Annotated in this window: 25 protein-coding genes; 11 read left to right on the top strand and 14 right to left on the bottom strand. The window is 70.4% G+C overall.

All coding sequences use genetic code 11. From position 1 onward, the window contains the following. Positions 1 to 65 precede the first annotated feature (65 nt). The 10 genes from QFW81_RS04220 (at position 66) to QFW81_RS04175 (ending at position 9,644) form a co-directional block, all read left to right on the top strand. Positions 66 to 659, top strand: coding sequence for a hypothetical protein (locus QFW81_RS04220; RefSeq protein WP_280577325.1), 594 nt, complete (start codon positions 66 to 68; stop codon positions 657 to 659). Positions 660 to 683: 24 nt separating this feature from the next. Then, a complete protein-coding gene (locus tag QFW81_RS04215) occupies positions 684 to 1,232 on the top strand; it encodes a cob(I)yrinic acid a,c-diamide adenosyltransferase (protein ID WP_280577323.1) in 549 nt (182 codons plus the stop codon). A gap of 12 nt (positions 1,233 to 1,244) precedes the next feature. Further along, the gene (locus tag QFW81_RS04210; RefSeq protein ID WP_280577390.1) at positions 1,245 to 2,183 is read left to right on the top strand and encodes a histone deacetylase family protein; all 939 of its coding nucleotides are present in this window, start codon (positions 1,245 to 1,247) and stop codon (positions 2,181 to 2,183) included. A gap of 111 nt (positions 2,184 to 2,294) precedes the next feature. Continuing rightward, positions 2,295 to 4,688: an LPS-assembly protein LptD gene (gene lptD / locus QFW81_RS04205; protein ID WP_280577321.1), complete on the top strand. Its 2,394-nt coding sequence runs from the start codon at positions 2,295 to 2,297 to the stop codon at positions 4,686 to 4,688. Continuing rightward, entirely contained in the window at positions 4,685 to 6,007 is a 1,323-nt protein-coding gene (locus QFW81_RS04200) for a peptidylprolyl isomerase (RefSeq protein WP_280577319.1), read from the top strand. The genes lptD and QFW81_RS04200 overlap by 4 nt, the downstream gene beginning before the upstream one ends. A gap of 1 nt (position 6,008) precedes the next feature. Further along, a complete protein-coding gene (gene pdxA / locus QFW81_RS04195) occupies positions 6,009 to 6,986 on the top strand; it encodes a 4-hydroxythreonine-4-phosphate dehydrogenase PdxA (RefSeq protein ID WP_280577317.1) in 978 nt (325 codons plus the stop codon). Positions 6,987 to 7,166: 180 nt separating this feature from the next. Further along, a complete protein-coding gene (locus QFW81_RS04190) occupies positions 7,167 to 7,505 on the top strand; it encodes a tRNA-binding protein (RefSeq protein ID WP_280577315.1) in 339 nt (112 codons plus the stop codon). Next, positions 7,502 to 8,293: a 16S rRNA (adenine(1518)-N(6)/adenine(1519)-N(6))-dimethyltransferase RsmA gene (rsmA, locus tag QFW81_RS04185; protein ID WP_280577314.1), complete on the top strand. Its 792-nt coding sequence runs from the start codon at positions 7,502 to 7,504 to the stop codon at positions 8,291 to 8,293. Before QFW81_RS04190 ends, rsmA begins: the two co-directional genes overlap by 4 nt. A gap of 112 nt (positions 8,294 to 8,405) precedes the next feature. Beyond that, positions 8,406 to 8,789 (top strand): Co2+/Mg2+ efflux protein ApaG, encoded by a 384-nt coding sequence (apaG, locus tag QFW81_RS04180; RefSeq protein WP_280577313.1) that lies wholly within the window; start codon positions 8,406 to 8,408, stop codon positions 8,787 to 8,789. A gap of 15 nt (positions 8,790 to 8,804) precedes the next feature. After that, a complete protein-coding gene (locus QFW81_RS04175; RefSeq protein ID WP_280577312.1) occupies positions 8,805 to 9,644 on the top strand; it encodes a symmetrical bis(5'-nucleosyl)-tetraphosphatase in 840 nt (279 codons plus the stop codon). A gap of 16 nt (positions 9,645 to 9,660) precedes the next feature. On the opposite strand, the gene QFW81_RS04170 is transcribed toward QFW81_RS04175, so the two are convergent. The 10 genes from QFW81_RS04170 to QFW81_RS04125 all read right to left on the bottom strand — a co-directional run bounded on the left by QFW81_RS04170 (position 9,661) and on the right by QFW81_RS04125 (position 19,262). Continuing rightward, complete coding sequence (locus tag QFW81_RS04170; protein WP_280577389.1) at positions 9,661 to 10,173, bottom strand: dihydrofolate reductase; 513 nt, start codon at positions 10,171 to 10,173, stop codon at positions 9,661 to 9,663. Between the two features lie 7 nt (positions 10,174 to 10,180). After that, complete coding sequence (locus tag QFW81_RS04165) at positions 10,181 to 10,975, bottom strand: thymidylate synthase (protein ID WP_280577311.1); 795 nt, start codon at positions 10,973 to 10,975, stop codon at positions 10,181 to 10,183. Continuing rightward, positions 10,972 to 11,874 (bottom strand): prolipoprotein diacylglyceryl transferase, encoded by a 903-nt coding sequence (gene lgt / locus QFW81_RS04160; RefSeq protein WP_280577310.1) that lies wholly within the window; start codon positions 11,872 to 11,874, stop codon positions 10,972 to 10,974. The genes QFW81_RS04165 and lgt overlap by 4 nt, the downstream gene beginning before the upstream one ends. 118 nt (positions 11,875 to 11,992) lie before the next feature. After that, positions 11,993 to 12,730 carry a TerC family protein gene (locus tag QFW81_RS04155; protein ID WP_280577309.1) on the bottom strand — a complete coding sequence of 246 codons (738 nt, stop codon included), beginning with the start codon at positions 12,728 to 12,730 and terminating at the stop codon, positions 11,993 to 11,995. Between the two features lie 26 nt (positions 12,731 to 12,756). Then, a complete protein-coding gene (locus tag QFW81_RS04150; RefSeq protein WP_280577308.1) occupies positions 12,757 to 13,137 on the bottom strand; it encodes a diacylglycerol kinase in 381 nt (126 codons plus the stop codon). Positions 13,138 to 13,580: 443 nt separating this feature from the next. Then, positions 13,581 to 14,810, bottom strand: a complete 1,230-nt coding sequence (locus QFW81_RS04145) for an ABC transporter permease (RefSeq protein ID WP_280577307.1) — start codon at positions 14,808 to 14,810, stop codon at positions 13,581 to 13,583. Further along, a complete protein-coding gene (locus tag QFW81_RS04140; protein ID WP_280577306.1) occupies positions 14,807 to 15,640 on the bottom strand; it encodes an ABC transporter ATP-binding protein in 834 nt (277 codons plus the stop codon). The genes QFW81_RS04145 and QFW81_RS04140 overlap by 4 nt, the downstream gene beginning before the upstream one ends. Next, positions 15,637 to 17,148, bottom strand: coding sequence for an efflux RND transporter periplasmic adaptor subunit (locus QFW81_RS04135; RefSeq protein WP_280577304.1), 1,512 nt, complete (start codon positions 17,146 to 17,148; stop codon positions 15,637 to 15,639). The genes QFW81_RS04140 and QFW81_RS04135 overlap by 4 nt, the downstream gene beginning before the upstream one ends. 89 nt (positions 17,149 to 17,237) lie before the next feature. Beyond that, positions 17,238 to 18,530, bottom strand: a complete 1,293-nt coding sequence (locus QFW81_RS04130; RefSeq protein WP_280577303.1) for a sensor histidine kinase — start codon at positions 18,528 to 18,530, stop codon at positions 17,238 to 17,240. Positions 18,531 to 18,548: 18 nt separating this feature from the next. Further along, positions 18,549 to 19,262, bottom strand: coding sequence for a response regulator transcription factor (locus QFW81_RS04125; protein WP_280577302.1), 714 nt, complete (start codon positions 19,260 to 19,262; stop codon positions 18,549 to 18,551). A gap of 109 nt (positions 19,263 to 19,371) precedes the next feature. Here QFW81_RS04125 and QFW81_RS04120 point away from each other — a divergent pair, with 109 nt between their 5' ends. Beyond that, positions 19,372 to 19,713 carry a DMT family protein gene (locus QFW81_RS04120; protein WP_280577301.1) on the top strand — a complete coding sequence of 114 codons (342 nt, stop codon included), beginning with the start codon at positions 19,372 to 19,374 and terminating at the stop codon, positions 19,711 to 19,713. A 139-nt stretch (positions 19,714 to 19,852) separates the two neighbouring features. Here the strand turns inward: QFW81_RS04120 and QFW81_RS04115 are convergent, their stop codons facing one another. The 4 genes from QFW81_RS04115 to nudE all read right to left on the bottom strand — a co-directional run bounded on the left by QFW81_RS04115 (position 19,853) and on the right by nudE (position 22,483). Then, a complete protein-coding gene (locus tag QFW81_RS04115; RefSeq protein ID WP_280577300.1) occupies positions 19,853 to 20,155 on the bottom strand; it encodes an Mpo1-like protein in 303 nt (100 codons plus the stop codon). Positions 20,156 to 20,275: 120 nt separating this feature from the next. Then, entirely contained in the window at positions 20,276 to 21,094 is an 819-nt protein-coding gene (gene mazG, locus QFW81_RS04110) for a nucleoside triphosphate pyrophosphohydrolase (protein WP_280577298.1), read from the bottom strand. Positions 21,095 to 21,098: 4 nt separating this feature from the next. After that, positions 21,099 to 21,929: a 3'(2'),5'-bisphosphate nucleotidase CysQ gene (gene cysQ, locus QFW81_RS04105; RefSeq protein ID WP_280577297.1), complete on the bottom strand. Its 831-nt coding sequence runs from the start codon at positions 21,927 to 21,929 to the stop codon at positions 21,099 to 21,101. Then, positions 21,926 to 22,483, bottom strand: a complete 558-nt coding sequence (gene nudE / locus QFW81_RS04100; RefSeq protein WP_280577296.1) for an ADP compounds hydrolase NudE — start codon at positions 22,481 to 22,483, stop codon at positions 21,926 to 21,928. The genes cysQ and nudE overlap by 4 nt, the downstream gene beginning before the upstream one ends. Positions 22,484 to 22,498 lie beyond the last annotated feature (15 nt).

The raw sequence follows: 22,498 nt of genomic DNA, 5'->3' as shown, positions 1-22,498 counted from the left end.
GCGCGCTGCGGCGGCGTCGGCTAGAATGCGCGCTGTCCCGCCTGTTCCGCCGGAGTCCGATCCGCATGAGCACCGCCGCCAGCCGCGCCGCGATCCTCACCCTGCTCGCCGCCGTGATGGCCGCCACGCGCCTGCATCATTTCGGCGCGGTGCCGGATGCATCCTGGGCGGTGTTCTTCGTCGGCGGCTTCTACCTGTCGCGCTGGACGCGCTGGGCATTCCCGCTGCTGATGGCACTGGCGGTGCTGGTGGACTGGATCGTGATCCGTGGCCAGGGCATCGATTTCTGGAGTCACTACTGCGTCTCGCCCGGCTACTGGGCGCTGGTGCCCGCACACCTGGCCATGTGGGCCGGCGGCTGGTGGCTGCAGCGCGCCACCGGCGGACGCCTGGCCTGGCGCACGGCGGGCCTGCTGGTGGCGAGCGTCGCCCTGGCGGCGGCGGTCTGCCACCTGTTCGCGCAGGGCGGGTTCTACTGGCTGAGCGACGCGGTGGCCGGGCCCACGCTCGCCGGCTGGTGGAAGAACTACAGCGACTGGCTGCCGGCATACCTGCGCGTGAGCGCGATGTACGTGGGCATCGCGGCCGCCGTGCACGTGGCGGCCGCGCGCCTGTGGCCGGCGCAGACGGCGCTGGCGCGGGACGTCGTTCGCCGCTGACCGGCGCGCCAAGCGACTCCCACCATGGGCAACCGCCTGTCGAAGATCTACACGCGGACCGGCGACGACGGCACCACCGGCCTGGGCGACGGCAGCCGCGTGGCGAAGGATTCAGCGCGGGTCGATGCGTACGGTACCGTCGACGAAGCCAACTCGACCATCGGCCTGCTGCTCGCCGCACCGCTGCCGGAGGACGTGCACGCGCTGCTGACTTCGATCCAGCACCAGCTGTTCGACCTCGGCGGCGAGCTCTGCATCCCGGGCCACGCCGCCATCAGCGACGCCGACATCGACCGGCTCGAGGCGCGCCTGGACCACTACAACGACGCGTTGCCGCCGCTGAAGGACTTCATCCTGCCCGGCGGCGGCGAGGCCGCGGCGCGCTGCCATGTCGCCCGCACCGTGGTACGCCGGGCCGAGCGCGGCACGGTGGCGCTGTCGCGGCAGGAGGCGGTGCGGCCGCAGGCGATCCGCTATCTCAACCGCCTGTCCGACCTGCTGTTCGTGCTCGCGCGCGTGCTGGCGCGGCACGACGGGCAGGGCGAAGTGCTGTGGCGCCACGAGCGCCGCTGACCCATGCCGCGGCTGCTCGGCTACACCCACCCCGCCTGTCTCGACCATGACACCGGCGCCGGCCACCCCGAGTGCGCGGAACGCCTCGGCGCGGTGCTCGAGGCGGTGCACGCGGCGTTCCCCGCGCTGGAATGGATCGAGGCGCCCCGGGCCACCCGGGGCCAGCTGCTGCGCGTCCACGACGAACGCCTGCTGGCGACGGTGCTGAGCCCGCCCCTGGCCGGCACGATGCGGCTGGATCCGGACACCCTGCTCTCGCCCGGCTCCCCCGAGGCGGCGCTGCGTGCGGTCGGTGCCGGGATCGCGGCGACCGAAGCGGTGATGCACGGCGAGACCGACGCCGCCTTCTGCGCCGTGCGGCCGCCGGGCCACCATGCCACCGCCGACGCGGCGATGGGCTTCTGCCTGTTCGACAACATCGCGGTGGCCGCGGCGCATGCGCTGGAGCGGTTCGGGCTGGCACGGGTGGCGATCGCCGATTTCGACGTCCACCACGGCAACGGGACCCAGGCCATCTTCGAGCACGACCCGCGCGTGCTGTACCTGAGCTCGCACCAGGCCGACCTCTACCCATGGTCCGGCGCGGCCAACGAGCGCGGGGCGGGCAACCTGGTCAACCTGCCGCTGCCGGCCGGCAGCGGCGGCGAGGCGTTCCGGCAAGCCTGGCGCGAGCACCTGTTGCCCGCCCTGGACGCCTTCGCGCCGCAACTGGTGCTGGTCTCGGCCGGCTTCGACGGCGACCGGCGCGACCCGCTCGCCCAGCTGGCGCTGGATCCGTCCGACTTCGCCTGGATCACGACCGAGCTGGCGCGGCTGGCCTCGCGCCACGCCTGCGGCCGGATCGTGTCGATGCTCGAGGGCGGCTACGACCTGCAGGCCCTGCGCGAAGGCGCGGTGGCGCACGTGGCCGCGTTGCTCGGCGACGGCGCCCCTGCCCGGACGGCGGGCTGAACCCGCCACCGCGACAGGCGGCCGCAGCATGAACCGCCATGGGCGCCCGCATTGCCGCTGCACGGTGGTTCCGGCAAGCTAGCGGCCTTTCCGCCCCCGGGATTCCGTCGCGTGCGTCCAGCGCTCCGCCTGCTGCCCCTGCCGATCTGCATCGCCCTGTCGCTGGCAGCCCACGCGGACGACGATATTCCGGTCGACTGGTCGCTGTGCCCGGTCGAGGACGCGGTACCACTGTTCCCCGATGCCCAGCCGCCGGTGGGCGACATCGCCGAGCGCGAGAACCTGCCTACCGACATACAGGGCGACCAGACCGTCGGCGTCGACGGCGGGCTGTACAACGTCACCGGCAACGTCACCCTGCGCCGCGGCGACCAGTTCCTGGGCACCGACCGCATCGAGTTCTCCCAGGACACCGGCAGCTATACCGCCACCGGCAACGTGCGCTACCAGGATTCGGGCATGCGCGTGGTCGCCGAGCGACTCGAGGGCGACCAGAACAACGACTCCCACCGCATCGACGAGGTCCGCTACCAGCTCACCGAGCGTCGCGGCAACGGTGGTGCGGAGCGGATCGAGATGCAGGACGCGCGCGGCCGGATGTTCGAGTCGACGTATTCGACCTGCCCCCCGAGCCAGCGCTGGTGGGAACTGCGCGCGCAGCGCATCGACGTCGACACCGACAAGGGCACCGGCGTGGCCCGCAATGCCACCCTGCGCATCGGCAAGGTGCCGGTGCTGTACGTGCCCTACCTCGCGTTTCCGATCGACGACCAGCGGCGCACCGGCCTGCTGTATCCGAGCATCGGCCTGTCCAGCCGCAACGGCTTCGACTGGCGCCAGCCGATCTACTTCAATCTCGCGCCGAACTACGACCTCACGCTGACGCCGCGGTACATGAGCCGGCGCGGGCTGCAGCTGGGCACGGAGTTCCGCTACCTCTACAGCCGCGGCCGCGGCACCCTGGAACTGCAGGCGCTGCCCTCGGACGATCTGACCTGGCGCGAGCGCGACGAGGAGATCATCGAGGTCCCGATCGCCGAGAACCGGCGCGAGGACGACCGCGGTGCGTTCCGCTACGTCGGTCACCACAACATCGACCGCACCTGGCAGGCGCGCGCGAACGTGTACTGGTTCAGCGACCCGCGCTGGATCGAGGACTCGAGCAGCAACGTCGAGGGGCTGTCGGTGTCCTCGCTCACCAGCGCCGTCGGCGTGTACGGGCGCGGCCGCTACTGGAACGCACTGGTCGAGGGCCAGTACCGGCACCTGACCGACTACACGTTCGCCGAATCCCGCCTGCCCTACAACCGCCTGCCGCGCGCCTACGTCAACTGGGAACAGCCGTTCGGCCAGTGGCTGGTCGCGGGCACCGACGCGGAGGTCACGCGCTTCTCGCATCTCGACGACGAAGTCAATCCAGGGGGGAGCCGCCTGTACGTGAAGCCGTGGGTGAGCATGCCGCTGGAAGGGGCGAGCTGGTACGTGCGTCCCACCGTCGCATTCCGGCACGTGCAGTACCGGCTCGACAACGCACTGGCCGAGGATCTGGATCCCGGCAGTCCGGATGATTCGCCCTCGGCAAGCCACGCCATCGGCACGGTCGATGCCGGCCTGTTCTTCGACCGCGACACGCGCTTCCGCGGCGCCGATTACCTGCACACGCTCGAGCCGCGCCTGTTCTACCTCAACTCGCCCTATCGCGAGCAGGGCGACATGCCGCTGTTCGATACCCGGCCGATGACCTTCAGCTGGGGCCAGCTGTTCCGCGACAACCGCTATTCCGGCGCCGACCGCCAGGGCGACGCCAACCAGCTGACGATGGCGCTGACCACGCGCCTGATCCGCGAGTCCGATGGCCGCGAGAAGCTGTCGGCCAGCATCGGTCAGATCCAGTACTTCGACGATGCGCGCGTCACGCTGCGCAACGAGGCGCCCATCGAACGCGGCGAATCGGCATGGGTGGTGGACACGAACTACGCCATCAACGACCGCTGGACCGTGGGCGCCTCGTACCAGTGGAATCCGGCCAGCCGGCGCGAGGACCTGGCGAGCTTCCGCACCCGCTACCTGATCGGCGACGACGGCATCGTCAACCTGTCCTACCGCTACCGCCGCAACGTGCTGAACCAGAGCGACCTGCTCGAACAGGTCGACCTGTCGTTCCTGTATCCGATCAATCCCACCTGGAGCGTGGTCGGCCGCTACTACTACTCGCTGCAGGACAAGCAGGTGCTCGAGGGCATTGCCGGCGTCCAGTGGGAAAGCTGCTGCGTCGCCGCGCGCCTGGTCGCGCGCCGCTACGTGCGCAACACCCGCGGCGACATGAACGATTCGATCCAGCTCGAGATCGAGCTCAAGGGCCTGGGCTCGGCCGGCCCCGACAACAGGAGCCGTCTGCGCCGTGCTATCCTCGGGTATCACCGCGACGACCTCTATCTCGTCCCGCCGTCGGAACTGGGCAGCAGCGCAGACGACGACATTTCCGCAGACGACCCCCTCCCATGAAGACCCGCCTCGCATTCCTGTGCGCCGCCCTGCTGTTCGCAGCCTCCGCCCACGCGCAGCAGACCCAGCCGCTCGAACGCATCGCCGCGGTGGTGGACGAGGACGTGATCCTGCAGAGCGAACTCGACCGCGCCGTCGCCAACATCGTCGCCCAGTACGCCGACCGGCAGAACCAGCTGCCGCCGCGTCCGGTGCTCGAGCGCCAGGTGCTCGAGCGCCTGGTCCTGGTCAAGCTGCAGACCGCGCGTGCGGCGGAAACCGGCGTACGCGTCGGTGACGCCGAAGTCGACAGCGCGATCAACAACATCGCCCAGCAGAACAACCTCTCGCCCGACCAGTTGCGCCAGCAGCTCGCGCGCGACGGGATGTCGATGGACGACTTCCGCAGTTCGCTGCGCGACGAGATCGTGATCCAGCGCATGCGCCAGCGCTTCGCGCAGAGCCGGGTCAGCGTCAGCGATGCCGAGGTGGATGCGGCCATGGCCTCCCAGGCCGGCAGCACCCAGTACAGTCTCGCCCACATTCTGGTGGCGCTGCCCGAGGGCGCGACGCCGGAGCAGATCGCCACGGGCCAGCAGAAGGTCGACGGCATCAAGGCCCTGCTCGACCGCAACGAGATGGATTTCGCCGCCGCCGCAGTGCGCTATTCCGACAGCCCGAACGCACTCGAAGGCGGCAGCCTGGGCTGGCGCAGCCTCGACGAGATTCCTGCAGCGTTCGGCAACGCCATCCGCAGCATGTCCAAGGGTGACGTCATCGGTCCGATCCGCGGCCCGAGCGGGTTCCAGCTGCTGCAGCTGGTGGACACGCGCGACGGCGCGCAGGCCGGTGGCGGCGCCACGGTCACCCAGTTCAATGCCCGCCACATCCTGGTGCGTCCCGCCGAGGGCGCGGGCGGCGACGCCGAGGCCAAGGCGCGGATCGACACCCTGCGCGCCCGGATCGCGGGCGGCGCCGACTTCGAGGAAGTCGCGCGCGAGAGTTCGGACGACACCGTCAGCAAAGCCGAGGGCGGCGCCCTGGGCTGGTTCGCGCAGGACGAGTTCGGCCCCGAGTTCGGCGGCCAGGTCGTGGCGCTGCAGGACGGCCAGGTGTCGGCCCCGTTCAAGACCCAGGCCGGCTGGCATATCGTGCAGCGGGTCGGCGAACGCCAGACCAGCGTGGACGACGAGAATCGTCGCGCGCAGGTGCGCGAGTCGATCGGCCAGCGCAAGCTCGAGGACGAATGGGACCGCTACGTGCGCGAGATGCGCGGCGAAGCCTACGTCGACATCCGCGCAGGCGACGCCGCGCAGCAGCAGCCCGCCACCGGCGGCTGACATGACGGCTCCGCGCCTGGCGCTGGTCCCGGGTGAACCGGCCGGCGTCGGTCCGGAGCTGTGCGTCCGCGCGGCGCAGCGCCCCTGGGACGCGCGGCTGGTGGTCTACGGCGACCCGGCGACGCTGACCGATGCCGCGGCCCGGTTGGGCCTCCCGCTGGAGCTGCTTCCGCCCGGCGCCGTCCATGCGGCGCCCGGGCAACTGCCGCTCGTGTCCGTTGCAAACGCGGTCGCCTGCGAACCTGGAACCCCGGATCCGCGCAACGCCACGGCGGTCATCGAGGCGCTTGCGCGCGCCGCGGACGCCTGCCAGGGCGGCGACTGCGACGGTCTCGTGACCGGCCCGGTGCACAAGGCCACCATCAACCTCGGCGGAATCCCCTACACCGGCACCACCGAGCTGCTGGCGCAGCGCGCCGGCCGCGAGGTGGTGATGATGCTCGCCAACGACGTCGTCCGCGTCGCACTGGCGACGACCCACCTGCCGCTGCGCGACGTGGCCGACGCGATCACTCCGGAACTGCTGGAGCGGGTGCTGCGGATCGTGCGCGCGGCGCTGCGCGCGGACTTCGGGATCGACGCGCCACGGATCGCGGTGCTCGGCCTCAACCCGCATGCCGGCGAGGCCGGCCATCTGGGCCGCGAGGAGCTCGACGTGATCGAGCCGGTGCTCGCGCGCCTGCGGAACGAGGGATTCGAGCTGCCGGGGCCATTGCCGGCGGATACCGCTTTCCTGCCGGGCAAGCTGCGTGGGTTCGACGCCGTGCTCGCCATGTACCACGACCAGGGCCTGCCGGTGCTCAAGTACAGCGGTTTCGAGCAGGCGGTGAACCTGACCCTCGGCCTGCCCTACCCTCGCGTGGCGGTGGACCACGGGACCGCGTTCGACCTGGCGGGCAGCGGCCGCGCCGACCCTTCCAGCCTGTTCGCGGCGATCGAGACCTGTACCGAACTGGCATCGCGCAGGCGCGCAGCATGAGCGCCGGAGCGCGCCGCACCTGGCTGTCCGGATGCGCGAACCACCGCCCCAGACCGTTCCAGGATGGCTGTCGCGATGCGCAATCGCGCACTGTATTGCAGGCGCGTGCGACAGGACTCCGCGCGTTCGCCGTGGCGAACGGTTAGGCTTTCCACTCCGGATCCACGGCCTCCCGCGTCCATGCAGACCATCGACTTGAACGACTTCATGAAGGTCGAACTGCGCGTCGGCCGCGTGCTGTCGGCGCGCGCGTTTCCCGAGGCGCGCAAGCCCGCCTACGTGCTGGAGGTCGATTTCGGCCCGGAGATCGGGATGCGCAGGTCCAGTGCGCAGATCACCGCGCTGTACGGGCCCGAAGAGCTGGTCGGGCGTCTCGTGGTCGGGGTGGTGAATCTCGCGCCCAGGCAGATCGGTCCGGTACGGTCGGAATGCTTGGTCACGGGCTTCCACGACGCGCAGGGCCGGGTCGCGCTGTGCGTGCCCGACCGCGACGTCCCGCCCGGGACGCGACTGCTGTGAGCGGCTTCCACCAGCCCGCCAAGAAATCGCTCGGGCAGCATTTCCTGCACGAACGCGGCGTGGTCGAACGCATCCTGCTGGCGGTCGATCCCAGGCCGGGCGAGCACCTGGTCGAAATCGGTCCCGGTCAGGGCGCGATGACCTTTCCGCTGCTGCGACGCCACGGCAGCCTGACCGCGATCGAATTCGACCGCGACCTGCTGGTCCCGCTCGCGGAGGCCGCGCGCGAGCACGGCACGCTGAAGCTCGTGCACGCCAACGTACTCGACGTCGATTTCACCGCACTCGCCGGCGGCGCGCCGATCCGGCTGGTCGGCAACCTGCCCTACAACCTGTCCTCGCCGATCCTGTTCCATGCCCTGGATCACGCGGCCGTCGTCCGCGACATGCATTTCATGCTGCAGAAGGAAGTGGTGGACCGCATGGCCGCGCCTCCGGGCAGCAAGGTCTACGGACGCCTGAGCGTGATGCTGCAGGCCTGGTGCGAGGTGACCGCACTGTTTTCGGTCGGCCCCGGCGCGTTCCGCCCGCCGCCCAGGGTTGATTCGGCCGTGGTCAGGCTGGTGCCGCGCCCGCCTGCCAGCGTCGGCATTTCCGATCCCGCGCGCTTCGCCGCGCTGGTGCGCGATGCGTTCGGGCAGCGTCGCAAGACCCTGCGCAATGCCCTGTCGAGGCTGTGCGACGAGGCGACCCTGCGTGCCGCGGGAATCGATCCGCAGGCCCGCGCCGAACAGCTGCCGGTGGCGGATTTCGTGCGCCTGTCGAACCAGCCCCCGGCGGACGGATAGTCCTCCGCGGCATGTTGCGTACCGGCCCGGCGCTTGACGCCCTCTCCACATCGCGGCCTGGCCCGGGTGAGGAACGCTGCATCGTTCACGGCCGGGCGCATACACTGCCCGCATGAAAGAGACTGCCGACTACAGCCTTGAAATCCAGATCGCGACGCAGTTCCTGGACGAGGAATCCGCGCCCGACGACGACCGCTACGTGTTCGCCTACACCATCCGCATCCGCAACCTCGGCCGCCTGCCGGCGCAGCTGGTCGGGCGCCACTGGCTGATCACCGACGCCAACGGGCGCATCGAGGAGGTGCACGGCGACGGTGTGGTCGGCGAGCAGCCGCGGCTGGAGCCCGGCGAACAGTTCACCTACACGTCCGGCGCCACCCTGCCGACCGCGGTGGGAACGATGGAGGGGCGCTACGACATGGTCGGCGACGACGGCACGCAGTTCGACGCGCCGATCCCGCCGTTCACCCTCGCCGTGCCGCGCACCCTGCACTGACGGGGCAGTCGAGGCATGGCCGTCTGGGCGATCGGAGACCTGCAGGGCTGCTACGGCCCCACGCGACGCCTGCTGGACAAGCTCCGGTTCGACCCCGCGCGCGACCGGCTCTGGTTCTGCGGCGATCTGGTCAACCGCGGCGGCGAGTCCGTCCAGACGCTGCGCCTGGTCCATTCGCTGCGCGCCAGCGCGGTGACCGTGCTGGGCAACCACGACCTGTCGCTGCTGGCGATCGCGCAGCGCAGCGAGCCGGAGCAGCGCAAGGTCAATCCCGACCTGCAGGGCGTGCTGTTCGCCGAAGACCGCGTCGAGCTGCTGGACTGGCTGCGCACGCAGCCGCTGGTGCACGTGGATCGCGACCTGGGCTGGATGATGGTCCATGCCGGCCTGGCGCCGAAATGGACCACACGGCTCGCCGAGCAGCACGCGCGCGAGGTCGAGCGCAAACTGGCCGGCGACGGCGCGCGCAAGCTGCTCAAGAACATGTACGGCGACCGCCCCGCCTGGTCGCCCCGACTGACCGGCGTGGAGCGCGATCGCGCGATCATCAACGTGTTCACGCGCATGCGCTACTGCTCGCCGCGCGGGCGCATCGCGTTCGAGGAAAAGGGCGCGCCCGGCACCCAGACCCCCGGCCTGTATCCCTGGTACGAAGTCCCCGGACGGGCGGAGCGCGATCTCAGGATCGCCTGCGGCCACTGGTCCACGCTGGGCCTGTTCATCGGCCACGGCGTGCATGCGCTGGATACCGGCGCGGTCTGGGGCGGCAAGCTCACTGCGCTGCGGCTGGACGGCGACGGGCTGGAGGTGGTGCAGGTGCCCGGGCGCGACGTGGGCAGCGGCACGCCCGGCTGAGTGTCCGGCCGCGGGCCTATCGCCCGGGCGCGTCCATCGCATCCTCGCGCAGGAGGTCGATGAACTCGAACGCATGCGCATGTCGCGCATCCGCGGCGTGCGACCGGCGCGCGTGTTCGCGCCACTGTCCGGCAAGGGCCGGGAAGAAGGCGTCGGCGCCTTCGACCACCGTGTCGACCACCGTCGCGTGCAGCACCGACGCACGCGGCAGCGCGAGCGCATAGATCTCCGCGCCTCCGATGACGCACAGCTGGCCGCCCTGCTCCGCTGCCGCGCGCAACGCGTCGTCCAGCGAGGCGACCGCTCGCATCTCCGCGAACGGGGCCCGCCCGCTCCGCGTCATCACCAGGTTCAGTCGCCCCGGCAGCGCGCGTCCGATCGACTCGGCGGTCCTGCGCCCCATCAGCACCGGCTTGCCCATCGTCAGCGCCTTGAAGCGCTTGAGGTCGTCGGGCAGGTGCCATGGCAGTGCATTGTCCTTGCCGATGGCGCGCCGGCGATCGTAGGCGACGATCAGCGAGACGGGCAGCATCGGGCTAGACCGCGACCGGCGCCTTGATCGCCGGATGCGGGTCGTAGCCGACGATCCGGATGTCGTCGTAGGTGAACGCGAACAGGTCGGTCACCTCCGGGTTCAGCTGCAGGATCGGCAGCGGCCGCGGCGCGCGTGCGAGCTGCTCGCGCGCCTGCTCGTAGTGGTTCGAATACAGATGCGCATCGCCCAGCGTGTGCACGAAATCGCCTACCCCGAGCCCGGTCGCCTGCGCCACCATGCGCGTGAGCAGCGCATAGCTGGCGATGTTGAACGGCACGCCCAGGAAGATGTCGCCGCTGCGCTGGTAGAGCTGGCAGCTGAGTTTGCCGTTCACTACGTAGAACTGGAACAGCGAGTGGCAGGGCATCAGCGCCATCTTCGGCAGTTCGGCCACGTTCCAGGCGCTGATCACCAGCCGGCGCGAATCGGGATTGCGCCTGATCTCGTCCACCAGCCACTGCATCTGGTCGATGGTGCGGCCGTCGGCGCCTTCCCAGCTGCGCCACTGCTTGCCGTAGACCGGCCCGAGTTCGCCGTGCTCGTCCGCCCACTCGTCCCAGATGCCGACCTTGTTGGCCTTGAGGTAGGCGATGTTGGTCTCGCCTTTCAGGAACCACAGCAGCTCGTGGATGATCGAGCGCAGGTGCAGCTTCTTGGTGGTGACCAGCGGGAAGCCTTCGCCCAGGTCGAAGCGCATCTGCCAGCCGAACACGCTGCGCGTGCCGGTGCCGGTGCGGTCCGACTTCTCGGCGCCGTGCTCGAGCACGTGCCGCAGCAGCTCCAGGTACTGCTTCATGCCGCACCTGCCGTCGCGGAGGGCTGCAGCGTCGGCGCGCTGCGCGACTTCGCCAGCCAGTACAGCCCCAGCGCGACCAGCGGCAGCGACAGCAGCTGGCCCATGGTCAGCCAGCCGAAGGCGAGGTAGCCGATTTCCGCGTCGGGCACGCGCACGAACTCGACCAGGAAGCGGAACACGCCGTAGAGCAGCGCGAACAGCCCGCTCACCGCGTAGCGCGGCCTCGGACGCGACGAGAACCACCACAGGGCGACGAACATCACCAGCCCCTCCAGGAACGCCTGGTAGAGCTGCGAAGGATGGCGCGCGAACGCGTCCAGGGCGCCGGCCTCGAACTGCGTGCGCAGCTGCTGCGCGCTCCAGCCCGCGAACTGCGGGTCGGTCGGGAACACCACGCCCCAGCCGGCCTGGGTGTACTTGCCCCACAGTTCGGCGCCGATGTAGTTGCCCAGGCGCCCGAAGCCCAACCCGGCCGGCACCAGCGGCGCCACGAAATCCATCACGTCGAAGAAGTGCAGGGACTGGCGGCGCGCCCAGATCCACGCAGCGACCAGCACCCCGAGCAGCCCGCCGTGGAAGCTCATGCCGCCGTCCCATACGCGCACCAGCATCAGCGGGTCGCGCACCAGCTCAGGGAAGGCGTAGAACAGGACGTAGCCCAGGCGCCCGCCCAGCACCACGCCCAGCATGCCGTAGAACAGCAGGTCGCCGAACGCGTTGGCATCCACCCCGGGCAGGCGCCCGGCCGCCACCCGCCGCCGGCCCAGCCACCATGCGGTGGCGAACGCCAGCAGGTACATGATCCCGTACCAGTGGATCGACGGCTGGAAGGTGCGGCCGAACAGTTCGAACGCGGGGAACTGGACCGCGATGGGGTCGATCTGGTGCAGCTGGATCATGAAGCGCGGCGTCCCGGGGCGGTCGAAGGCCTATTGTGCCCGAGGCGCCAGGAGTACGGCAGGCGCCCCGGCCCCGCTCCCGATCCCGGACGCTGCCCGCGCCGCCGGGACACGTGCCTCAGTAGCTTTCGCCGCGCCGGTGCGCGTTGCGCCTGGCCCAGAGGTTCAGCACCTCCACCAGCACCGCGAAGCCCATCGAGCCGTAGATGTAGCCCTTGGGGATGTGCAGGTCGAAACCTTCCAGCAGCAGGTAGGCACCGATCAGCACGATGAAGGTCAGCGCCAGCATCTTGACCGTCGGATTGGCATCGATGAACTGGCCCAGCGGGCGCGCCGCCAGCAGCATGACGCTCACCGCGACCAGAATCGCCGCCACCATCACCGGTACGTACTCGCCGGCCATGCCGACCGCCGCGATCACCGAGTCGAGCGAGAACACGATGTCGATCACCGCGATCTGCGCGATCACGCCGCCGAACGAGACCGCCGCCTTCGCCGCCGGACTGCCGTCCTCGTCCGCCCCGCCGACGAGTTCACGGATCTCAAGCATTCCCTTCACCAGCAGGAACACCCCGCCCAGGATCAGCACCAGGTCGCGCACCGAGATGCCCTGCCCCAGCACCACGAACAGGTCGGCCGTCAGGCTCGCCAGCCATGCCAGGGTGAGCAGCAGCAGGATGCGCGTGATGCACGCGACCGCGATGCCGAACTTGCGCGCGAACTCGCGCTTCTCGGGCGGCAGCTTGCTGACCGCGATCGAGATGAACACCAGGTTGTCGATGCCCAGCACGACCTCGATCGTGCTCAGGGTCAACAGCAGGATCCACACCTGCGGATCGCTCAACATCTCCAGCATCGATTGCGTGTCCTCTTGTCCGTCCGTTACAGCCAGCGCGGGAGCAGCACCAGGCCCCACACCAGCAACACATTCACCATGGTCACGAACACCGCCGCCGAGCCCATGTCCTTGGCCCGGCCGGCCAGTTCGTGGTGCTCGGGCCCATAGCGCTCGATCACCGCCTCGATCGCGGAGTTGAGCAGCTCGACCGCCAGCACCAGCAGGCAGCTTCCCAGCAGCAGCGCGCGTTCCACGCCGCTTCCGCCCAGCCACAGCGCCAGCGGCGCCAGCACGACCAGCAGGTACACCTCGAGCCTGAACGACGACTCGTGCAGCCAGGCCGCGCGCAGGCCCTGCAGCGACCAGACGGTCGCCATCAGGATGCGCGCGGGTCGGCGCGGCAGGTGCCCGGTCTCGTCGGCCATCTCAGCCGAACCGGGACCGCGCACCGGGACCCGCGTCCCCGGCGGCGCCGGGCAGGGACTGCGAGGGGGTCGACGGCATGCGGCGTTCGTGGGCGCGGCAGGCGCCGCAACCGTGCAATTTTGCCACAGGCGCGCCGTCGTCCGCCTGCTGCCCGCGATCCTGCCGCTGAACTCCATGCTTCGGCGCGACCACCGGCGACCGGCGATCCTGCGGCATGCGATCGCGCTGAAACCTTCTGTAGGCGGCAGGCCGCCACGCGTGGCGGCAGATCTCGCCGATCGCGGCTTCGGGACCACGGCGGCCTGGGCGGGCGCTCAGCCCGGCTACCGGCAGCACCCCTGTTCAGGTTCCGCAACAGCAGCGCCGGCGATTCGACGCAGGCCGCGCGCGCCCGAATCACTGGCACCCCGCCCTGCGCCACGCGGACGACGGGAAAACGCCGCTATTGCTGCCGCAACGCCTCGATCGGGTCGAGCTGGCTCGCCTTGCGCGCGGGGTAGTAGCCGAAAAAAAGCCCGGTGGCGATCGAGAAGCCGGCCGCGAGCGCGATCACGCGGCCGTTGAGCTCGACCGGCAACTCGCTGTTGAGTTGCCCCACCAGCAGGGCACCGATCACGCCGACCAGGATGCCCAGCAGCCCCCCGCCCAGCGAGAGCAGCATCGCCTCGGCCAGGAACTGGCGCCGCACGTCCCGGGGGCCCGCGCCGACCGCCATCCGCAATCCGATCTCGCGGATCCGCTCGGTGACCGAGACCAGCATGATGTTCATGATTCCGATGCCGCCCACGATCAGCGAGATCGTCGCCACCGCGCCCAGCAGCCACGACATCAGCCGCGTGGTCGCCGTGCGCGTGGCGACGATCTCGGACATGTTGCGCACGCGGAAATCGTCCTCCGCGCCCGGCGCGATGCGATGCCGCTGGCGCAGCAGCGATTCGATCTCGCCCTGCACGTAGCCCAGGTCGTCGGGACTGGAGACTGCCAGCGAGATGTCCATCACCGCCCCGGGCGGCATCCCCATCGACCCCATCAGCCGGCGTCGTGCGGTTTCCAGCGGCACCATCACCACCTCGTCCTGGTCGCGTCCCCAGTTGCTCTGGCCCTTGGGCGCGAGCGTGCCGGCGACGGTCAGCGGCACCCGGCCGATGCGGATCGTCTCGCCGATGCCGCTGTCCTCGCCGAACAGTTCCCGGCGCACGGTCTCGCCGATCAGTACCGACTTGCCGTCGCCGGCCTCGTCCAGCCCCGCTCCTTCGCTGACGGTCCAGCCATTGATCACCAGGTAGTCCGGGTCCACGCCCTGCCAGCTGCTGTTCCAGTTGCGCTCGGCGTACACCACTTGGCTGGTGCCGCGCAGCGATCCGGAGATGTACTGCACCTCGGGGATCTCGGCGCGGATCGCGTCGACGTCGTCGCGGCTCAGGGTGAAGTAGCTGCTCGCGCTCATGCGCACGCCGCCGGTGCCGCGTGCGACGTTCGAGGAGATGTCCAGGCGTTGCGATCCCAGCCCGGACACCATCTTGTCGATCTCGGCCTGCGTGCCCTGGCCAACCGACACCATCACGATCACCGAGGCGATGCCGATGATCACGCCGAGCGAGGTCAGCGCGCTGCGCATCCAGTTGCCACGCAGCGCGAACAGCGCGGTGCGCAGGACGTCGGCAAAGTTCATCGCGTCGGCGCCTGATGGGCTTCGCCGCCATTCGTGGCGCGCCCGGATCCGCTTGCGGACGGTCCGGCCCGGCCATCCATGGCCGGGCGTTCGCTCGCCGCAGCCGATGCGGACAGGGGATCGGCTGAAAGCGGCTCCTCAGCCTCGTGCAGTTCGCCGTCGCGCATCACGCAGGTTCGGTCGGCGTGCGCAGCCACCTCCACGTCGTGGGTGATCAGCACCACCGTGTGGCCGTCGTCGCGCAGGCGTTTGAACAGGGCCAGGATCTCCTCCCCGGTCTTCGAGTCCAGCGCGCCGGTCGGCTCGTCGGCCAGCAGCAGTGCGGGACGATTGATCAGCGCACGCGCGATCGCCACCCGCTGCTGCTGTCCGCCCGACAGTTCGCTCGGCCGGTGCGAGGCGCGCGCCGCCAGTCCGACCTCGGCCAGTGCCGCCTGCGCCAGTCGGCGCCGCTCCGGCGGCGGCACGCGCGCATAGCCGAGCGGCATCGCCACGTTGTCCTCGGCGCTCATCCGCGGCAGCAGGTTGAAGCCCTGGAAGACGAAGCCGATCCGGTCGCGCCGGAGCGCGGCAAGCTGTTCGCGATCGAGCGTGGCGACGTCGATGCCGCCGCACAGGTACTGGCCGGAGGTGGGTGTGTCGAGGCAGCCGATCAGGTTCATCAGCGTCGACTTGCCGGACCCCGACGGCCCCATGATCGCGACGAACTCGCCGGGCAGGATGCGCAGGTCGACGCCCGCCAGCGCGACCACCTCGGCCTGGGTGCCCTCGGCATAGACCTTGCGCAGGGCGCGCGTCTCGATCACCGGCGTGTCGGCGGCGATGTTCATCGTGGCGCGCGTTCGCCGGTGACGATGACGTCGCCCTCGGTGAGCGTGCCGCGGACCTCGGTGCTGGTGCCGTCGCTGGCGCCGATGCGTACCTGGACCGGCTCGGGTCGACCGTCCACCAGCCGGTAGAGCGTGGCGCGCGTGGCGCCGAGGGTCGTCGCGAGCGCGGCGTCCCAGCGCTGGCGCTGGCCTTCGTCCAGCAGGCGGGTGAAGCCGGCGAACTGTTCCTGCAGGCGCTCGCGCATGCGCTGGCGCAACTGCGCCTGCATGCCGGCGTCGCCACCCCCACCGCCCGGACGCATGGCCATCGCTCCGGGGGGCGGTCCGCCCGCACCCCGCGCGCCGGCCGGCGCGGCGCCGGTCCCCGCGCGGGCGCCGGCACGCTCGCGCTGGGCGGCGAGCGCGGCATCGAACGCGGCGCGCTGCTCCGGGGTCAGGTCGAGTCCGGCGGCCACCTGTTCCAGGTCGGCCAGCAGCGCCCCGCCGCCACGCCCGCCGGACGCCGAAGGTGCCGGCGCCACGTCGCCGCCCACGGGCTTGTAGCGCAGCGCGGCGTTGGAGACCTTGAGCACGTCGGCGCGGTTGCTGACCTCGATCTCGGCATTGACGGTCAGTCCCGGCAGCAGCGTGCCGTCGCCGTTGTCGACGCTCACCACCACCGGATAGGTCACCACGTTGTTGGTCGTGGTCGCGGCCAGCCGCACCTGCGCCACCACGCCGCGGAACTGCCGGTCCGGAAACGCGTCGGCGGTGAACGCGACCGTCTGCCCCTGCCGTACCTGGCCGATGTCGGCCTCGTCCACCGCCAGCTCGATCTTCATCTGCGACAGGTCTTCGGCAATGGTGAACAGCTCGGGCGCCTGCAGGCTCGCAGCCACGGTCTGACCGGGTTCGATGGTGCGCGTCAGCACCACGCCGTCGACCGGCGAGCGGATCACGGTGCGCTCGAGGTTGATCTGCGTGCTCTCGGTGGAGGCGGTCTGCTGCCGGATCTGCGCACGCGTGGACGTGACCTGGGCGCGCGCCTGATCGTACGCGGCGCGGGCGAGGTCGATGTCGGCGCGCGCCACCAGCTGCTGGTCTCCCAGATCGGACTTGCGCCGGTAGTCGAGCTCGGCGTTGCGCAGCGCCGCCTCGGCCTGGCTGAGCGACGCACGCGCGCCGGCGATCTGCGCCGCGCCCTGCTCGATCTGCGCCTCGTAGGTGCGCGGATCGATCCGCGCCAGCACGTCGCCCTGATTGACCTGGCTGTTGAAATCCACCAGCACGTCGGTCACCTGTCCCGAGATCTGGCTGCCCACCGTGACCGTGGAGATCGCGCTGAGCGTGCCGGTGGCCGATATCGCGACCCGGATGTCGCCGCGCTCCACCTGCACCGTGCGCCAGGCCGACTCCGCGGCCTCGCTGCGCGCCCCACGCCACCACGCGGCTCCGGCGACGAGCGCGAGGAGCCCGATCGCCACGACGACGAACATGGCCTTGGAGGGACGACGACGGACAGGAGGCATGGAGGTTCCGGGGACAGGCGGCAACTGCGCTGGCTAACGCGCCGCCCTGGCCCGGGGTTGACGCAGGCGCGAGGACTCCGCGCCGCCGGTCAGGATCCGTTCGCCGGGGTGAAGCGCAGCGTCGCCACGGTGCCCACCTCCGGCTCGCTTTCCAGCACCAGATCCCATCCGAAGCGGCGCGCGAGCCGGTTGGCGATGGTCAGCCCGAAACCCTTGCCCATGGGACTGAACGCATCGGCGCGGTAGAACGGCTCGAAGGCATGGCGCAGGGTCTCGGCGGACATGCCGATTCCGGTGTCGCGGATCACCACCGCGTCGGGCCCGATCGCCACCTCGATCGAGCCGCGCTCGGTGAAGTGGCAGGCATTGCGCAGCAGGTTGCCGAGCACTACGCCGAGCACCGCACGTGGCGCGAACAGGCGCGGCGAGGCGTCTCCGGCCAGTTGCAGTTCGACCGGCTTGCCGGTCAACAGGCCCTGGGCCTTGTCGATCTCCTCGAGCGCCACCTCGCGTACGTCGAACTCCTCGCTCACCGGCGCCACCCCACCCTCGCGCGCGAGGATCAGGAAGGCGTCGATGACCGCCTCCATGTCGCGTCCGGCGCGCTGGATGCGCTCCAGCGAGCGCCGGCCGTGCGGCGGCAATGCGGGATCCGACAGCAGCATGTCGCTGGCGACGCGGATCACGGTCAGCGGCGTGCGCAGCTCGTGGCTGGCATCGCGGGTGAAGTCGCGCTCCCGCTGCACGAATTCGGCCACCCGGCCGGTCAGCCCGTGCAGCGCGCTCGACAGGGCGCGCACTTCGCGGCTCGGGTCCCCGGCGCCGGCCGAGATCGCCAGCGGCGCCGACATCTCGCCCTGCATCGGATCCCAGCGCGCTACCTCTTCGGCCAGGCGGTTGACCGGAAGCACGATGCTGCGCGACTTGCGATACGTCAGCGCCGTGATCGCGAGCGCCGCCAGCAGCCCGAGCAGGATCAGGGCCGCGGCCGAACTCCACATCAGCCGGTCGACCGTGCGCGTCTGCAGCACCAGGTACAGCATTCCGTCCGGCCGCCGTTCGACCAGCACGGCGCGCTGCATCCGGTACATGTAGTTCATGCCGTCGGGCAGCGGACGGAACACCGCGGGAACGCCCGAATCCGGGTCGCCGTTCTCGCGGAAATAGCCCTGGATCGCATTGGTCGCCGGCAACTGGCCCGGGGGGCGCAGCCCGGCCCGGCGCTCCCAGAACGCCTTCGCCTCGACCTCGAGCCGCTGGCTGATCAGCGCATCGCGCGTGATCAGGGTGACGACGCTCACCCCGAACACGACCGCCAGGATCAGCAGCAGGCCCTGGGTGACGAACGCGTAGCGGATCCTGCGCGGCAGCCCCTGCGGCATCGTGCTGCTCCGCAGGCCTCAGGCCGGCGACTGGTCGATGTCCGCGATCCGGTATCCCGCACTCTGCACCGTGTGCAGCAGCGGCTTGTCGAACGGCTTGTCGATGATCTTGCGCAGGTTGTACAGATGGCTGCGCAGGGTGTCGGAATCCGGCAGTCCGTTGCCCCAGATCTCGCGCTCGATCTCCTGCCGGTTCACCACCCGCGGCGATTCGCGCATCAGGATGGTCAGCAGCTTCATCCCGATCGGCGAGAGCTGCAGTTCGGTGCCGCCACGGGTGGCGCGCATGCTGGCCGGGTCGAGCACCAGGTCGGCGACCTTCAGCACTTCCGAACCCACCTGGCGACGCTCGCGACGGATCAGCGCGCGCAGGCGGGCTTCCAGTTCCTGGATCGCGAACGGCTTGGTCAGGTAGTCGTCGGCGCCAGACGACAGCCCGGTCAACTTCTCGTCGAGCGTGTCGCGCGCGGTCAGCATCAGCACCGGGGTCGACTTGCGCGCCTCGGCGCGCAGGCGCTTGCACACTTCCACCCCGTCCAGGCGCGGCAGCATGAGATCCAGCACGATCACGTCGTAGCTGTTCTCCACCGCCAGACGGTAGCCATCGAGGCCGTCGGAGGCATAGTCGACCTCGAATCCGCGACCTTCCAGGTATTCGCCCACCATTTCCGAGATGTTGCGGTTGTCCTCGACGATCAGGACCAGCCCGCCGGTCTCCTGCCCTGCACGCATGTGTGTTCCTCAAAGGGGTCTTCAGCTTTGTGAAGGGTGCCAGCGCCGCTGTACAAGCGCCGTGAAGATCCCCATCGTCCGCTCTTCCGCCCCTGCCGCAGGCCCCTCCATGCCCTTCGACCGCCTCGCGCCGATCCTGCTGCTGATCGGCTCCAACGTGTTCATGACCTTCGCCTGGTACGGGCACCTGAAGTACAAGTCGGCGCCGCTGTTGGCGGTGATCCTGGTCAGCTGGGGGATCGCGTTCTTCGAGTACTGCCTGATGGTGCCCGCCAACCGGATCGGCTCCGCCGTCTATTCGGCGCCGCAGCTCAAGGGCATGCAGGAAGTGATCACCCTGCTGGTGTTCGCCGGCTTCTCGGCCTGGTATCTCGGGCAGCCGCTGAAGTGGAACCACTGGGCCGGCTTCGCGCTGATCGCGGTCGCCGCCTGGCTGATCTTCCTCGAGTGAAGGTGACCGTGGTGCACGCAGCCGCATTCGACCTGTTCGACGTCGGGCGAAGGACGCGCGCATGGGGCGGCCGCCGGCTGCCGAGAGGGCGCGATCTCCCTCGCAGTCGCGGAGGTCGACGCCCCCGACGCGATCGGCGCTAGAACGGGATGCGGCCGGTGACGATGTCCTTGAACATCACCCAGTCGCCGGCGAAGGAATAGAACGGGTGGCGGAAGGTCGCCGGCCGGTTCTTCTCGAAGAAGAAGTGCCCCACCCACGCGAACGCGTAACCGCACAGCAGCGCGGCCAGCAGCCACCATGCGTTGCGCTGCGCGATCGCGAGCGCGACGCATGCGAGCGCCCCGCAGCTGCCGATGAAGTGCAGGCGGCGCGACGTGCGGTGGCCGTGCTCGCCCAGGTAGTAGGGATAGAACTCGCGGAAGCTGGCGAAACGGCGCATGGCGTCCTCCGGCAGGGCGCGGGCGGGATGGCTGGATGATGACCAGCTCGCGCGCGGCGGACAAGCGTCGCACCTTGCGCCCTTCCGGCGCACGGCGGGCCGGCATGCCGGGCCGCCGCGCTAGGTCTCCACCTTGGCGCGGTCCCAGTAGCGGTCCTGCGCCTGGAGCGGCAGATCCTGCAGCTGCACGCCATCGGCCTGCGCCATCGTTTCCATCGCCCGGAATCGGCGTTCGAACTTGTGGTTGGCGCCACGCAGCGCGGCGCCGACGTCGACGCGTGCATGCCGCGCGAGGTTGGCGGCGACGAACAGCAGATCGCCCAGTTCGTCCTGCAGACGCGCACGTGCGGCGGAATCGTCCGGATCGGCCGCGACCGCATCGAACTCGACGCGCACCTCGTCGATCTCCTCGTGCAGCTTGGCGATCACCGGACCCGGTCCCGGCCAGTCGAAGCCGACCCGCGCGGCCCGCGCCTGCAGTTTCACCGCGCGCTGCCATTCGGGCAGGCCGCGCGAGATGCCGGCGAGCGCGGAGGTGTCGGCATCTCCCGCGGACTCGCGCTCGGCACGCTTGATCGCTTCCCACTGGCCCGCTTGCGCATCGGCACCGCCCGCCTCGGCACCGCCGAACACGTGCGGGTGACGGCGGACCATCTTGTCACAGATCGCGTCGACCACGTCGCCGAATGCGAACGCCGCCTGCTCCTCGGCCATGCGCGCATGGAACACCACCTGCAGCAGCAGGTCGCCCAGTTCGTCACGCAGCGCCGTCAGGTCGCCGCGATCGATGGCGTCCGCGACCTCGTAGGCTTCCTCGATGGTGTACGGCGCGATGCTGGAGAAGTCCTGCGCCAGGTCCCAGGGACAGCCGCCATCGGGGGTGCGCAGCCGCGCCATGATCGCGAGCAGGCGCTGGATGTCGCCGGGCGAGGTCGACACGGGATCAGGCGGCCGGCGGCGGAGGGACGGACTGCAGCCACTCCCGCCACGGCTGCGAGGGGTCGCCCAGGGCGATGAAGTCGCCGTTGAGCAGGGTGTCGCGCTGGTTGTAGCGGAACGGACGCCCGCGCGGGTCGAGCAGTGCCCCGCCGGCGCCCTCCAGGATCGCCTGGCCTGCGGCGGTGTCCCATTCGCTGGTCGGTCCGAAACGCGGATACACGTCCATGCCGCCTTCGGCCAGGAGGCAGAATTTCAGCGACGAGCCCAGGCCCACCGTCTCCACCCCGCCCATGCGCGCCATCAGCGCGTCGGTGCGCGGATCGCGATGCGACCGGCTGGCGGCCACGCGCAGCGGCGCGCCCGCGGGTCGGCGCACGTGCAGCGGATGCTCGCCGCCGCCATCGCGCCGGAACGCGCCATGGCCGGGCGCGCCGTGCCACAGCACGCCGGTGACCGGTGCCTGGATGACGCCGAACACGACCACGCCGTGGTCGACCAGGGCGATGTTGACCGTGAACTCGCCGTTGCGCTTGATGAACTCGCGGGTGCCATCGAGCGGATCGACCACCCACAGCCGGTTCCAGCTGCGGCGCGTGGCGAGCGGCACCATGTGCGCCGACTCTTCGGACAGCACCGGAATGTCCGGGGTGAGCTGCGCCAGGCCGGCGACGATGCCGTGGTGCGCGGCCAGATCGGCTTCGGTCAGCGGGCTGGCGTCGTCCTTGCGGGTGATGTCGAAGTCGCGTTCGTAGACCTCGAGGATGGACGCCGCTGCGTCCTGCGCGATCGCGAGCACGTCCTCGCGCAGGGCCTGGACGGTGGCGTAATCGCTCATGCGCGCTGGCGCTCCTGCTCCAGGTACTGGCGCGCGGCGAACAGCGCGGCGATCGAACGGCCTTCCGAGAAGTCCTCGCGCAACGACAGCTCGCCGATCGCGTCCAGCGGCCAGGGAACGACCTCCAGTTCCTCGGGCTCGTCGCCGGGCAGGCGCTCGGGATACAGGTCGCGCGCGAGCACGACCGTGGTCTCGTGGCTCATGTACACGGGCGCCAGCGACAGCAGGCGGACCACGTCGAGCCGCCGCGCGCCGTAGCCGGCCTCCTCCTTGAGTTCGCGGTCGGCCGCCTGCACCGGCGTCTCGCCCGCATCGATCCGGCCCTTCACCAGGCCCAGTTCGTAGCGATGCAGCCCCGCGGCGTACTCGCGCACCAGCAGCACCGTGTGCTCGTCGAGCAGCGGCACCACCGCCACCGCGCCGTGGCCGCGCCCGCGCAGGCGTTCGAACTGGCGCCGCTCGCCGTTGCTGAACTCCAGGTCCAGACGTTCCATGCGATAGGGGCCGGCGTCATGCTCGGTGATGCCGTGGATGGTGGGCAGGCGGCGCGTCACGGCGCCGCCCCGGAC

The sequence above is a fragment of the Luteimonas kalidii genome (assembly GCF_029887935.1).
In the GTDB taxonomy this organism is placed as follows: Bacteria; Pseudomonadota; Gammaproteobacteria; order Xanthomonadales; family Xanthomonadaceae; genus Luteimonas; species Luteimonas kalidii.
This window is presented reverse-complemented; position numbering and strand designations above follow the sequence as displayed.